The following is a 12,784-nucleotide window of genomic DNA, read 5'->3' as shown; positions in this document are numbered from 1 at the left end:
CTACCTCGTCTCGCTCAGAACCTCGTCCACGAAGGCCGGCACGGTCTCGCTCGCGCGCCCGAGCCGGGTCGCCTCGAACATCCCGGCATTGTCGGCGGCCTCCAGGGTGAGGGCGAGCGTCGGGATGCCGAAGGCGCGGGCCTGAGCGACGTAGCCCGCCGCCGGGTAGACCGCGCCGGAAGTGCCGATCGCGACGAACAGGTCGGCCTCGGCCAGCGCCTCGTCGATGGCGTCGAGGTGCTTGGGCATCTCGCCGAACCACACCACGTCGGGCCGCATCCCGCCGCCATGTGCACAATGCGGACAGGCCGTCTCGACGGTCAGATCCTCGTGCCAGACCGGCTCCGTCCCGCAGGCGGTGCAGCGGGCCCGCAGGAGTTCGCCGTGCATGTGAACGACATGGCGCGAGCCCGCCCGCTCGTGCAGGTCGTCGATGTTCTGCGTGCACAGGAACAGCCGGCCGCCGCGCTCCGCCAGCCCTGCCTCCAGCCGGGCGAGTGCCGCATGCGCCGGGTTGGGCGCGGCGGCGCGGGCATCGCGGCGGCGCTGGTTGTAGAACTCCTGGACCAGCACCGGATCGGCGGCGAAGCCCTCGGGGGTGGCGAGGCGCATCGGATCGAAGCGCGCCCACACGCCCTCCGTGTCGCGGAACGTGCCGAGCCCGCTCTCCGCGGAGATCCCGGCGCCGGTGAGGACGAAGACGTTACGGGTCATAGTATCGCTATTATGGCATCTCGGTCATGCCATGACCGTCATGGAGTGGCTGTCATGGGATGACCGTCATGGCTTCGCTCAAGCCTCCGGCAGGCGGGTGGCGAGCACCTTGTCGATGCGCCGCCCGTCCATGTCCACGACCTCGATCCGCCAGCCCTGCGTCTCGATCGCATCGCCCTCCGACGGGATGCGTCCGAGCTGGACGATGACGAAGCCGGCGAGCGTGGAAAAGTCGTCCGAGCGCGGACGCTCCGGGAGACCGAGGCGGTCGAAGGCGTCGGTCGCCGACATCATGCCGTCGATGAGCAGCGAGCCGTCCTCGCGCTCGACCACCATCCGCTCCTCGCCGGGCTCCGGGATCTCGCCGGCCATCGCTTCGAGCAGGTCGGTTTGGGTGACGATGCCCTCCAGGCTGCCGTACTCGTCGACGACGATCGCCATGCGCACCGGCTTGGTCTGGAACATCTCCAGCACCTTCAGGATCGCCAGCCCCTCGTGGACGACGATGGGTTCGCGGGTCGCCCCCTTCACGTCGAGGGGTTTGCCGTCGAGGAACTGGTCCAGCAGATCCTGCTTGCGCAGCACGCCGACGACGTCGTCGATCTGCCCGCGGCTCACCACGAGCTGCTCGTGGCGACAGGCGCGCACCGCCTCGATGACCTCTTCCTGCGTGTCGTCGAGATCGACCCAATCGACCTCGTTGCGCGGCGTCATGATCTCGCGGATGCGCCGCTCGCCGATGGCGAGGATGCGCGCCACGGCGTCCTCCTGCGCCTCGTGCAGGAGGCCCGCTTCGTGGCTCGCGGTCACGAGCAGGCTCAGCTCCTTCGGGGAGGGAAGGTGGCCTTCGCCCTCGCCGGGCCGCAGGCCGAGCAGCCGCAGCACGCCGTTGCCGAGGCCGTTGAGGAGGTGGATCGCCGGGCCGAAGACGAACAGGAACAGGGTCAGCGGCCGCACGATCACCAGCGCGGTGCGCTCGCTGCGCTGAAGCGCGAGGCTTTTCGGCGCGAGTTCACCGAGCACGATGTGCAGCGTGGTGATTACGGCGAATGCCAGGGCCACGGCCAGCGTGTGCGCGGTCACGCCGGCGGTCATGTCGGGCAGCCAGTGGAACAGCGGCTCGATCAGGTGGGCCAGGGCCGGCTCGCCGACCCAGCCGAGCGCCAGGGAGGAGAGGGTGATGCCGAGCTGCGTCGCGGCGAGATGCGCGTCGAGCCGGTCGGTGGCGCGCTGGAGCGCACGGGCGTTGACCCGGCCCTCGTTGACCAACTCGGCGACCCGGCTGCGCCGCACCGCGACGAGGGAGAATTCCGCCGCGACGAAGAAACCGTTGGCGAAGACGAGCGCGATGACCGCGACGAGGCCGAGCGCCGATGACCAGAGACCGTCCGAAATCGTGCCCTCCCGGGGCCAAGCCGCACTGCTGACCGCACCAGAGGCGGCACCGATGCTTAGAGCCGAACCCGGTCGCGGGGGAAGAGGTTCGGGCGCATTCTCGCGTGGGCGACCTCGTCTGCGTCATTGGATGGGCACGCGCCGCGCCCTCGTCTGCAGGCCGGCAGGCATCGTTTCGAACGATGCTGTATGCGGACGAAATCGCCCCGGCCGCGCCACACTTCGTTCCCATGCTTTCCGGAGGGGCGATCCCGGCGGCGAGGCCCTGTATCTGCGTGTTCGAGGGATGTGGCCGTGATCAAGCTGCCGAGGCTGTTTCGGCCCGGGCGCCGCGATGCCGTGGCCGCCGCTCCCTTCTTCGATCCCGCCTTCTACCGCTCCGCCTATCCCGACGTGGCCGCGGGTGGGGGCGATCCGCTTCGGCACTACCTCGACCACGGCTGGTTGGAGGGCCGCGATCCCTCCGCAGTGTTCTCGACCCTGTACTACCTCGACCGGCACCTCGCCGACCGGGCGCCGATCAATCCGCTTCTCCACTACGCCGGTCTCTCCGGCGCGGAGCGGCTGCGGATCCCGACGCAGCCCGGCCCGGATTTTCAGACGCTCCAGGCCGCGGTGGTCGAACCCTATTTCGATGCGCCGTACTACGCCCGCCGCGCCGGCCTGGAGGGGGGAGAGGATCCGCTCGCCCATTACCTGACCAAGGGATGGCGGCGGGGGCTCGACCCGAACGATGCCTTCTCCGGCGATGCCTACCTGCAGCGTCACGCTCATATGCGGCGCCTGGGCGTCAGCCCGCTCTACCATTTCGCCTCGACGCGGCGGCTCCTGGCCTCCGAGGCTGCGGCTCCGCCCGCTCGGCGCACCCAGCCGCCGGCCGCGATGCTGCCCGCCGATCCGGCCGAGGCCACCGATGCGCAGATCTACGAGACGGTGGCGGCCGCCTTCGACCGCGAGCATTACCTCGACACCAACGCCGACATTCGCCGCTCCGGCGTCGATCCGGTCCGCCACTTCCTCGATTTCGGCGCCCACGAAGATCGCGATCCGAGCCCCGATTTCTCGGTACGGTTCTACCGCAAGCATTACCGCCGGGAGCTCGGCGCCGGGGTCAACCCATTCTTCCACTATCTCGCCGTTGGCCGGACGCGCGGCTTCCGGCCGACGCCGTTCGGCCTCGGCACCTGGCCGGCGCAGGTCGCTCCGACGTCGGCCGAGTGGGAGCGGGTGCGGCCCGCCGCCGACATCGCGGCGGCCCGGGCCGTCCTGATCATGCCCGTCTACAAGGGCTACGACGACACCCTGCGGGCGATCCACTCGGTGCTGAGCGCGCCGCAGGCCACAGCCTTCGCCCTCCTCGTCATCGACGATCGCAGCCCCGATCCGCGCCTGAGCGCGGCACTCGCCGACCTCACCGGCAGGGGCCTGTTCGCCCACCTCGTCAACGATGAGAATCTCGGCTTCGTGCGGACCTGCAACCGCGGCCTGGAGCGGGCCGAGGGCAAGGACGTGGTTCTCCTCAATGCCGACATCGTCGTCTACGGCGACTGGCTCGACCGCCTGCTCTGGCACATGGACGCCGATCCCCGCGTCGCGACGGTCACACCGTTCTCCAACAACGCCACGATCTGCAGCTATCCGCGGCCGAATGTCGACAATCAGACCCGGCTCGAGGTCACGCCGGACGAGATCGACGCCTTCACCCGCGTCTGCAACGCCCGCACGAGCTCGCCGGTGCCGACGGGGGTCGGCTTCTGCATGGCGATGCGCCGCGAGGCGATCGCCGCCGTGGGCCTCCTCGACGCCGAGACCTTCGGGCGCGGCTACGGCGAGGAGAACGACTTCTGCATGCGCGCCCTCAAGGCGGGCTTCACCAACCTCCTGGCGCACGACATCTTCGTGTTCCATTCCGGCAGCGTTTCCTTCGGCACGCTCCTCGCGACGAAGGGGGCGGACATCTTCCGCACGCTCTTGACCAAGCACGCCGATTATCAGCGCCGGGTCCACAACCACATCGAGGTCGATCCCGCGCGCTTTGCCCGCCGCCGGCTCGACCTCTACCGCTTCGCCAAACGTGCCACGGCGAGCGCCGAGCGCGGCATCGCCCTGATCGTGACCCACGATTTCGGCGGCGGGGTCGAGACCCATGTCGAGGCGCTGAGCGCCCGTCTGGCCGAGGCCGGTCTGGCCACGGTCTACCTGCGCACCGACGAACCCGGCGGGATCAAGCTCGGCCTGCCCGAAATCGGCGCGATCGACTTTCCCGTTTCCATCCTCGACCCGCTCTCCCTCGACCGGGACGCGGATCTCCTCGCCGAGTTGATCGGCTGGCTCGGCCCGGCGATGGTGCATGTCCACTCGTTGGCGGGGCTCGACGCGCCTTCGACCCGCGCGGCGATGCGGCTGATCGAGGAGGCGGGCGTCGGCTACGATGTGACGCTGCACGACTATGCCTCGGTCTGCCACCGCAACAACCTCGTGCGGCCCGAGGGCGTCTATTGCGGGCTGGCGGAGCCCGCCGTCTGCCGCGACTGCATCCGTCTCGACCGCGACGCCGACGGCATCGTCCTGCCCGACCCGGCAGAGCGGCGGCGGGTCTGGGCCGGGTTCCTCGGCCGCGCGCGCGCGGTGTTCGCGCCGTCCGCCGATCTCGCCGGCCGCATCGGCACTGTCCTCCTCCTCGACAACATCGCGCTGCGCCCGCATGAAGAGACGCTCGCCGGCGTCGAACTCAAGGCCCGTCAGCGGAAAAGTGGGCCGTTGCGGGTCGCGGTGATCGGATCGGTCGGCGTGCAGAAGGGCTTCGACGTGATCCACAACCTCGCCCTCGATGCCCGGCTGCGACAACTGCCGCTCGACATCACGATCATCGGCCGATCCGCCGATCCACGGGCCATGGAGGCCGCGGGCGTGCGCGAGACCGGCCCCTACCGCGGTGATGCCGCGGCGCTGACACACATCGCCCGCGTCGATCCCGATCTCGTGCTGTTTCCGTCGATTTCGCCGGAGACGTACTGCTACACGCTCTCCCTGGCGCTCGCGGCAGGCGTGCCGCCGGTGGTGTTCGACCTCGGCGCCCAGGCCGAGCGGCTGCGCGCGAGCGGGGAGGGTCACCGTCTCGATCCGGCACTGGCCGACGACCCGCAGCGTCTGAACGCGGCTCTGCTGGCGCTGCCGATCGACGTGCTCTGGGCCGCCCGCAAGCCGTTCCGGCCCACCGTCTATCCGCGGATTCTCGAAGACTATTACGGATTGCCCGAAGGCATCTCCTCCGCAGCCGTTGCGGGACCCTTGGCTCGTCCGCACCGGGCGCGAGAGGCACCCGTCGAGCCGTGAGATGGGCGATGCCCGGCGCGATCCCCGCACATGTCATAGACGGGGCTGCCGCCCGGCGGCTACAACGGTCAAGCTAGGCGAGTCGCGCGCGGTCTCGCCTCGGCGTTCGTTGCAAGCCAAGGGGAAGCCCATGACCACGCAGAACCTCACCGTCACCGCCCGCGAGCGCGACACGCTTCTGGCGGCGTTGCGCTACTACCAGTTCTACCGGATGCAGGGTCACCCGTTCGATCCCCGGAAGGACGACCTGATCGACACCATCGCCGCCAGCAGCGGTGATGCCCTCGACGTGACCGAGATCGATGATCTCTGCGCGGGTCTGCACGGCAATCGCCACGCCCTGGCGAGCGTGGCGGCCTGAAGCAGCACCCGTGACGCCCGGCGCGGTCGGATCGGCGTCAGGCGAGCAGGGTATTCAGGAGAACGGCCGCACCGAGGCCGAGAAGGAATGCCGCCGCGAGCAGAGGCGTGTCTGCGGCGGTCATCGGGAGGTTTCGCCCGTCGAGATGCCGACCAGAAGCGGCCGGCGGGTCACCACGACCTGTCCCGGAATCGGCGCCTCGCCGTCGATCCGGGCGCTCACCGGAACGGTGCCGCCGGCCTGCGGCAGGCGCTGGGTGAAGACCTTCGCCGAACCCGTCGCGCCCGGCACCGCCTCGACGAGCGAGGGCGCGAGCAGGGCGTAGGCCGCCATCACCGTTCCGGCCGCCGCGATCTTGATCAGGTCCCGCATGATGTCCGCCCCACCGTTCGGAGCCTTCCGGCTCTCGTATGGCGCCGTTCTAGGGACGCCGGGTTGCCAGCGGATTGCTTCGTACGGTTACCGGATTGCGTCGGCCGGAAGGCCGAAGAAACATCCGGAGCGAAGAGCGTCTCCGAGAACCTGTCCGGGAGACTAGCGGGAAGCCCGCCGAGCCGATGAGCGAAATCGCACGTCGTGCCGCGGCCCGATCCGGGCCTGCCACGGCCCGGGCGCGGACCCGGGCCGATCGAGAACTTATCCGCCGAACACCGAGGTGAGCACCTCGCCCCCGCGCTTGATCGCGACCTCCCACAGGCCGAGATTGCGCTGCGTCAGCCGATCCAGGTCCTTGGTCGAGGTGATCGGCATGCCGTTGACCGCCACGATCACGTCACCCTTGCGGAAGCCCGCCCGGCCCGCGAGCGAGCCATCATCGACGGCGGTCACCGCCACGCCCTCCTCCGGCAGATCCGTCTGCAGCTCCTCGCTCACCGCGGGCGAGGTGTTGACGAAGGTCGCGCCCGAAAACGGCGTGCGCGTGCGAACCTTGAGGCTGTCGCGCGGGCGCGTCTCCGGTGCGGGACCGAGCTTGACCGGAATCGTCTGCCGCTTGGTGCCGCGCAGGATGCCGAGGTCGGCCGTGCCGGAGATGCCCTTGAGCGCGTAGCGGTAGCCGAAGGCTTCCGGATCATCGACGGTCTGGCCGTCGACCGAGAGGATCACGTCGCCGCGCTTGAGGCCGGCCTCCTCGGCCGGGCTCTTGGCCTGCATGCTCGCCACCAGCACGCCGGTCGGACGGTCGAGCCCGACGCTCTCGGCGATGTCGGGCGTCACCGTCTGCACCCGCGCCCCGAGCCAGGGGCGGCGCACGAGACTTCCGCCGTTCTTGGCGGTCTCGACCACCGCGCGGACCATGCTGGCGGGGATGGCGAAGCCGATGCCGTGGCTGCCGCCGGATTGCGAGTAGATCGCGGTGTTGATGCCGACGAGGTGTCCTTTGAGGTCGACCAGCGCGCCGCCGGAATTGCCCGGATTGATCGCCGCGTCGGTCTGGATGAAGAACTGGTAGTCCGACGAGCCGACCTGAGTGCGGGCCAGCGCCGAGACGATGCCCTGCGTCACGGTCTGCCCGACGCCGAAGGGGTTGCCGATCGCCATCACGAAGTCGCCGACCTCAAGGTGGTCGGAATCGCCGATCGGCATCGGCGCGATGTCGGCCGGGCTCTTGATCTTGAGCACGGCGAGGTCGGTGCGGGGATCGCGCAGCACGAACTGCGCCTCGAACTCGCGCTTGTCGGCGAGGGCGACCTTCACCTCGTTCATGTTCTCGATGACGTGGTTGTTGGTGATGACGAGGCCCGAGGCGTCGACGATCACGCCCGAGCCGAGGGAGCGCTGCGCCCGCTCGCCGGGCATGCCGCCGGGACCGCGGCCCGGCCGGTCCTCGCCGAAGAAGCGGCGCATGAACTCCTCCATGGCGTTGGAGCGCGCGGAGCGCTTCTCGACATGCGAGGCGTAGACGTTGACGACGGAGGGCGCCGCCCGCTTCACCACCGGGGCGAAGGAGAGCTGGATCTCGCCCTTCGACAGGGGCACCGCTTTCTCGGACGGCTTGTCCGACGCCGCCTTCTCCGGCGCGAGCTTCGTCGGCGTGTTCGCCATCTGCGCGCCGACGGGCGCGGCGGCGAGGAGCAGCGCGGATACGAGACAGGCCGGCAGAAGCGGCGAGGAGGGCATGCGGGGTCTCCCGATGAACGCTGGAGCGGTGCGGGCTATGTAGACCCCGCGGCGGCGGGGGGCGAGGGGCGCGAGCACCTGTCTCCCCCGCGTCACCCGGCCACGAGTCGGGGCCGGAAGTCGCGGCCACGAGCCGGAGGCGACGCGCCGATGCCGGACGCGAAAAAGGGCGGCCGCCCCTCAGGCGACCGCCCCGATGGGTTCGGCGATGAGGACCGGCCTCAGTGCCGGCGAACGCTGTCGCTGAGGCGGTTGGCGCTGCGCACGATCTCGCTGAAGCAGGTGAGCGAGGCGTCTGCGGCGCGCTGCATCTCCGTGACCTGAAGACGGATCGCCTCCGCCGGGGACTTGGCGCGGGCAAGGGCCTGGAAATGCGCGATGGCCGCTTCGCCCTCGCCGCGGGCGAAGGCGAACAGCTTCGTATTGATCTCGGTGAGGGGCGCGAGCGCGGGGGCAAAGGCGAAGCTCGCGCCGATATGGACGCTGTGCGGCTTCGGCTGGGCGCCCAGGGCGGGCTTGGTCTCGGCCAGGGTCGCCTCGACCAGGGTTGGCGCGAGCGTCTCGCTCGGCGCGTCGACCGCCGTTTCCACGGCTTCGACGGTGTCCGGAGCGATCGGCTCCGGCGCAGAGGCCAGGGCCTCCGCCGCGTCTTGCGCCGGATGCTCGACCGGTCGGTCGGCCTGCGTCTCGGCGGATAGTTCTGAAATTTCGGGATCTGCTTCCGCGGCCGGCTGTGCCGCGGCGGCTTCCACGGCCGGAACGTCCATCGCGTTCGCCTCGGGCGTCTGCTCGGGTTCCTGGCCCTGGTCGGTCTGACCCTTGTCGGCTTGGCTCTTGTCGGCTTGGCCCTGGTCGGCCTGGGCCTCGGCCAGCAACGCCTCGGCGACCTCGGATTGAGGTGCGCTCAGCGTCGGCGGCTGGGGAGTGGCGGGCGCTCCGGATGAGCGTCCTCTGCGGCGGCTCGACGACATGGGCCTTCTCCTCGTTCGAAACCCTTTGCCCCGCGCGTGTCCCGGGCGGCAACGGGGCCGACTGGCGCTGCGGCGGAGCATAGCGTCGGAGCACGGGCTATGCCGAGCCCGTCGGGTGACGGATTCGGCGCCATGCCCCCGAAACGGGCCATGGCGCCTTCGACGCCGTGGCCCGAAGCCGGACTGGATTAGCGGGCGACGCTCTGAGCGAGGGCACCGTACTCCTTGGCCTGGGCCTGGAGGGCGGCGAACTGGGTCTTCAGGAACTCGGACTGGAGCTCGAAGGCCTCGCGCGGGTCCTTCGCGCGCACGACGCGCTGCGCGTAGTCGAAGGTCGTCTCGGCGTTGACCTTGGCGTGGTCGAGGCTCTTGAGCACCGCAGCGTGCAGCGTCGATTGAACGGTCGAGGCCGAGTTCCGGATCTGCTCGGAGGTCTTCACCGCACCGTTCAGGAACGTGCCGAAGGCGTTGCGAGCCTGATCGACGCTCTTGTCGGCGAAGTCACGGAACTCAGCGGGGATCTCGAAGCTCTGGGTGCTCATCTGTCTCTCCTGTCAGACGGACCGGGAGAATTCGGTTTCGGGGAGCTCCGAAGGCCTCCCCGCGGCGAACCGGCCCGCACCTCGTATGTTGCGGTGCAACATGAAAGTCAAGAACAGTTTCGGGCCGATGCCGAACAATGTCCGTAGCGAGAGGGGCGGGCGTTATGCTTTTGTTATAAATCTAGATTTTGCCTCCGACCCTGCGCCGGCGGCATCGAGCATCAGGCACCAAGTCGGCATTATAGTGACTAAAAATGGGATCTGCCAAGGGGAGCGCCGCCGCTGAGCGCGGTTTGGGGCAGGGTGGGATCGCCGGTCATGCCGCACTGCCGCATAAGGTATTCATCCTTGAGCCGAGCGTAGAGATCGAACAGTGCCCGGCCATGGGCGGCGAGCGTCAGCGGTGCGCGCCAGTACCGGTCGTAGGCCTCCCGGCCGAGGTGCGCGGTCAGCGCGTCGTCCTTGAGGGCCTGGAACGCATCGGCCAGCGCCACGACCTCCGGTGCGACGACGAAGCCCGTCTCACCGTCCACGACCTTCTCTGCGGCGCCGGAGCGTTGCGAGGCGACGACGGGCAGCCCCTGAGCCAGCGCCTCGTAGACGGTGAGCGGCCCGGTCTCGAGCCAGCGCGAGGGGGCGCAGACCGCGCGTGCCCGACGGCGCAGAATCGCCGCGACCGCCTCGGGACTCCGCCAGCCGAGCACCTCGGCGCCCTCGGCCCGAAGGCGCGCCTCCAGCGGTCCGGCACCGACGAACAGCGCCGGCATTCCGGCCCGGCGCGCGGCCTCTGCGACGAGGTCGGCGCCCTTCTCCGGGGTAAGGCGCCCGACATAGACGACGGCGTCGTTGGCGGCCGGCTCCGCCGGTATCCCCCGCTCGATCCGCACCGGGTTGTCGATGCGGTGGTGGCGCACGCGCAAGGCGCCGAGCCGTCGCTCCATCCGTGCGCGGCTGCCGTCGCAGACATGGACGACGTCGAGTGCGGCCTGCCCGAGCGCCAGCCGCAGGGCGGCGGCGCGGCCGACGCGCACGAGCTTGTGCAGCCGGCTCTTCGGATCGCAGGGGGCCGCGAGGCAGGCGCCGGAGAGGGGAGCGACGGTGCAGGGCTCGGCCCGGTCGAAGCGATAGTCGACGCCGTTCGGGCAGGCGAGAGCGTAGTCGTGCAGTGTCAGCACGACGGGGATGCCGCGGCCGAGCAATACCGGCAGCACGGCGGGCGAGAGCGCGCGGGTCCACTGATGCAGATGGAGGCAGTCGGGTGGGCGCGGCAGGGCGTCGAGGGTGTCGAGTGCGGTCGCGAGGCGCGCGGCGGCCGCCCCGTTCCAGATCCCCGACGCCGCGCCGCGCCAAGCCGGCAACGACCAGACGTCGGACAGACCGAGTTCGATCCGGCGCAGACGCGGATGGTCGAGCAGCGGATCGACGGGACCGCGGATCGCCTGGATGTAGGTCACCTCCGCGCCGGCCTCCGCCAGGGCGCGGGCGGATTCCACGGCGACCTTCTCGGCGCCGCCGCTGGCCGCAGCGAATTCGGCGAGGATGACCACGTGCATCGCTGCGCTCCCCTCCAGTTTAAGCGCGTCCTCGCGACGGATGATCCGGTTCTCGGGCAAGGACGACGCTCCGGGGACGAGGCCGAAACAGCGCGGCGAACGTCCGCCCGCAAGGTTTACGGGAGATCAACTGCCGGCTGGTAAACGGGGCCGATCAGCCGCGGGTCGCCGCGGGAGCGGGTGCCGGCTCTCGGGACGATGCGTGGGAAAGAGTCGGGAGCCGCCGTGCACGTCGTCCTCGTTCTCGACCATGCCCATATCAACGGCGGCCAGGCCAAGGTCGCCCTCGATTCGGCCGTCGGCCTGCGGCAGCGCGGGCATCGGGTTACGGTCTTCGCGGCGGTCGGCCCGGTCGATCCCCGGCTCGCCGCCAGCGGGGCGCGAGTGATCTGCCTCGGGCAGGACGACATCACCTCCACCACCAACAAGCTCGCCTTCGCCGCCCAGGCGATCTGGAACACCCGGGCCTCCGCCCGCCTCGCCGCGGAGCTGAAGCTGTGCGATCCCCGCGACACGCTGGTCCATGTCCACGCCTTCGCCAAGGCGCTCTCGCCCGCGATCGGCACGGCGATCCGGCGCTCGGGTCTGCCGTGCCTCTACACGATGCACGAGTTCTTCCTCGTCTGCCCCAATGGCGGCTTCTACGAGTATCCGGCCGACCGGATCTGCCACCGCACGCCGATGTCGGCCGCCTGCCTCACCACGAATTGCGACGCGCGCTCCTATCCGCGCAAGCTGCTGCGGGTGGTGCGCCATCTCGGCCTGGAGCATGTCGCCGGGCTGCCCGGCCTGTTCCGCCACGTGGTCACGATCAGCGCGCTGCAGGAGCGGGTGATCGCGCCGCTCCTGCCCCCGCGCACGGTGTTCCACCGGATCGACAACCCGATCTCGGTCGAGCGGCAGCCGCCGGAGCGTGGGGCACGCGGCGATTTCCTGTTCGTCGGCCGCATCTCGACGGAGAAGGGCGCGCCGATTTTCGCCGAGGCCGCGCGGCGGGCCGGCATCCGTCCGGTCTTCGTCGGCGACGGACCGAGCGCGGCGGAACTGAAGGCGCGCTATCCCGAGGCGGTCATGCTCGGCTGGAAGAGCGGGCCCGAGGTGCAGGCTCTGATGCGGGGTGCCCGCGCCCTCGTCTTCCCCAGCATCTGGTACGAGGGCCAGCCGCTCACCGTCTACGAGGCGCTCGCCTGCGGCTGCCCGGTCGTCGTCTCCGACGCCTGCGCCGGGCGCGAGGCGGTGGAGGACGGCGAGAACGGGTTCTGGTTCCGCTCGGGCGATGCCGGGGCGCTGGCCGCGCATCTGACCCGGCTGTCGGACGACGCTCTGGCGGCGCGCATGGCCGAGCGCGCCTACGAGCGCTACTGGTCGGCGCCGTTGAGCGTCGATGCGCATCTCGACCGCCTGGAGCAGGTCTACGGCCTCGTGATGCGCGAAGCGCGGCTCGCCCCACGCGCGGCAGAACGGCCGGGCCTGCGCGGCGCGGCACCCGCGGGACCGTGACCGAAGGTGCGATCGCACGAAACAGGAAGGCCGCGCTCGCGTTGGTCCGCATCAGAGTCGCGCGGTGACGCGCGGCGCATGACGACAGACCGCGAGGTAGACGTGTCCGACAAGACCCAGCCGACCGACGAGACCAAATCCAAAGGCTTCCAGCAGGACGGAGGGGGCGACAAGGCGATCCCCGAGAACCGCAAGGACGAGAAGGACGAGCGCCTCGACGAGGCGCTGGAGGAGACCTTCCCGTCGAGCGACCCGGTTTCGGTGAAGATCACGAAGTAGCAGCCGGACGAGGCG

At 70.2% G+C, this 12,784-nt stretch carries 11 protein-coding genes; 4 read left to right on the top strand and 7 right to left on the bottom strand.

Annotated features, from left to right (window positions below):
- Positions 1 to 714: a Sir2 family NAD-dependent protein deacetylase gene (locus HNR01_RS17300; protein WP_183668878.1), complete on the bottom strand. Its 714-nt coding sequence runs from the start codon at positions 712 to 714 to the stop codon at positions 1 to 3.
- 78 nt (positions 715 to 792) lie between these two features.
- Positions 793 to 2,064, bottom strand: a complete 1,272-nt coding sequence (locus HNR01_RS17295) for a hemolysin family protein (protein WP_309236218.1) — start codon at positions 2,062 to 2,064, stop codon at positions 793 to 795.
- Positions 2,065 to 2,403: 339 nt separating this feature from the next.
- Here HNR01_RS17295 and HNR01_RS17290 point away from each other — a divergent pair, with 339 nt between their 5' ends.
- Both HNR01_RS17290 and HNR01_RS17285 read left to right on the top strand, forming a co-directional pair.
- Positions 2,404 to 5,445, top strand: coding sequence for a glycosyltransferase (locus tag HNR01_RS17290; RefSeq protein WP_183668876.1), 3,042 nt, complete (start codon positions 2,404 to 2,406; stop codon positions 5,443 to 5,445).
- 130 nt (positions 5,446 to 5,575) lie between these two features.
- Complete coding sequence (locus HNR01_RS17285) at positions 5,576 to 5,806, top strand: hypothetical protein (RefSeq protein ID WP_153874559.1); 231 nt, start codon at positions 5,576 to 5,578, stop codon at positions 5,804 to 5,806.
- A 120-nt stretch (positions 5,807 to 5,926) separates the two neighbouring features.
- On the opposite strand, the gene HNR01_RS17280 is transcribed toward HNR01_RS17285, so the two are convergent.
- From HNR01_RS17280 to HNR01_RS17260, 5 genes are all read right to left on the bottom strand, one after another.
- The gene (locus HNR01_RS17280; protein ID WP_183668874.1) at positions 5,927 to 6,178 is read right to left on the bottom strand and encodes a hypothetical protein; all 252 of its coding nucleotides are present in this window, start codon (positions 6,176 to 6,178) and stop codon (positions 5,927 to 5,929) included.
- Positions 6,179 to 6,442: 264 nt separating this feature from the next.
- Positions 6,443 to 7,924: a DegQ family serine endoprotease gene (locus HNR01_RS17275; RefSeq protein WP_017485551.1), complete on the bottom strand. Its 1,482-nt coding sequence runs from the start codon at positions 7,922 to 7,924 to the stop codon at positions 6,443 to 6,445.
- Positions 7,925 to 8,145: 221 nt separating this feature from the next.
- Positions 8,146 to 8,895, bottom strand: coding sequence for a phasin family protein (locus HNR01_RS17270; protein WP_183668872.1), 750 nt, complete (start codon positions 8,893 to 8,895; stop codon positions 8,146 to 8,148).
- A gap of 188 nt (positions 8,896 to 9,083) precedes the next feature.
- The gene (locus HNR01_RS17265) at positions 9,084 to 9,437 is read right to left on the bottom strand and encodes a phasin (protein ID WP_017485553.1); all 354 of its coding nucleotides are present in this window, start codon (positions 9,435 to 9,437) and stop codon (positions 9,084 to 9,086) included.
- Between the two features lie 248 nt (positions 9,438 to 9,685).
- Positions 9,686 to 10,990 carry a glycosyltransferase gene (locus HNR01_RS17260; RefSeq protein WP_183668870.1) on the bottom strand — a complete coding sequence of 435 codons (1,305 nt, stop codon included), beginning with the start codon at positions 10,988 to 10,990 and terminating at the stop codon, positions 9,686 to 9,688.
- Positions 10,991 to 11,215: 225 nt separating this feature from the next.
- Here HNR01_RS17260 and HNR01_RS17255 point away from each other — a divergent pair, with 225 nt between their 5' ends.
- Both HNR01_RS17255 and HNR01_RS17250 read left to right on the top strand, forming a co-directional pair.
- The gene (locus HNR01_RS17255; RefSeq protein ID WP_183668868.1) at positions 11,216 to 12,490 is read left to right on the top strand and encodes a glycosyltransferase family 4 protein; all 1,275 of its coding nucleotides are present in this window, start codon (positions 11,216 to 11,218) and stop codon (positions 12,488 to 12,490) included.
- Positions 12,491 to 12,568: 78 nt separating this feature from the next.
- Complete coding sequence (locus HNR01_RS17250) at positions 12,569 to 12,769, top strand: hypothetical protein (protein WP_153874556.1); 201 nt, start codon at positions 12,569 to 12,571, stop codon at positions 12,767 to 12,769.
- Positions 12,770 to 12,784 lie beyond the last annotated feature (15 nt).

It is taken from the genome of Methylorubrum rhodesianum (assembly GCF_014199985.1).
Lineage (GTDB): Bacteria > Pseudomonadota > Alphaproteobacteria > Rhizobiales > Beijerinckiaceae > Methylobacterium > Methylobacterium rhodesianum.
This window is presented reverse-complemented; position numbering and strand designations above follow the sequence as displayed.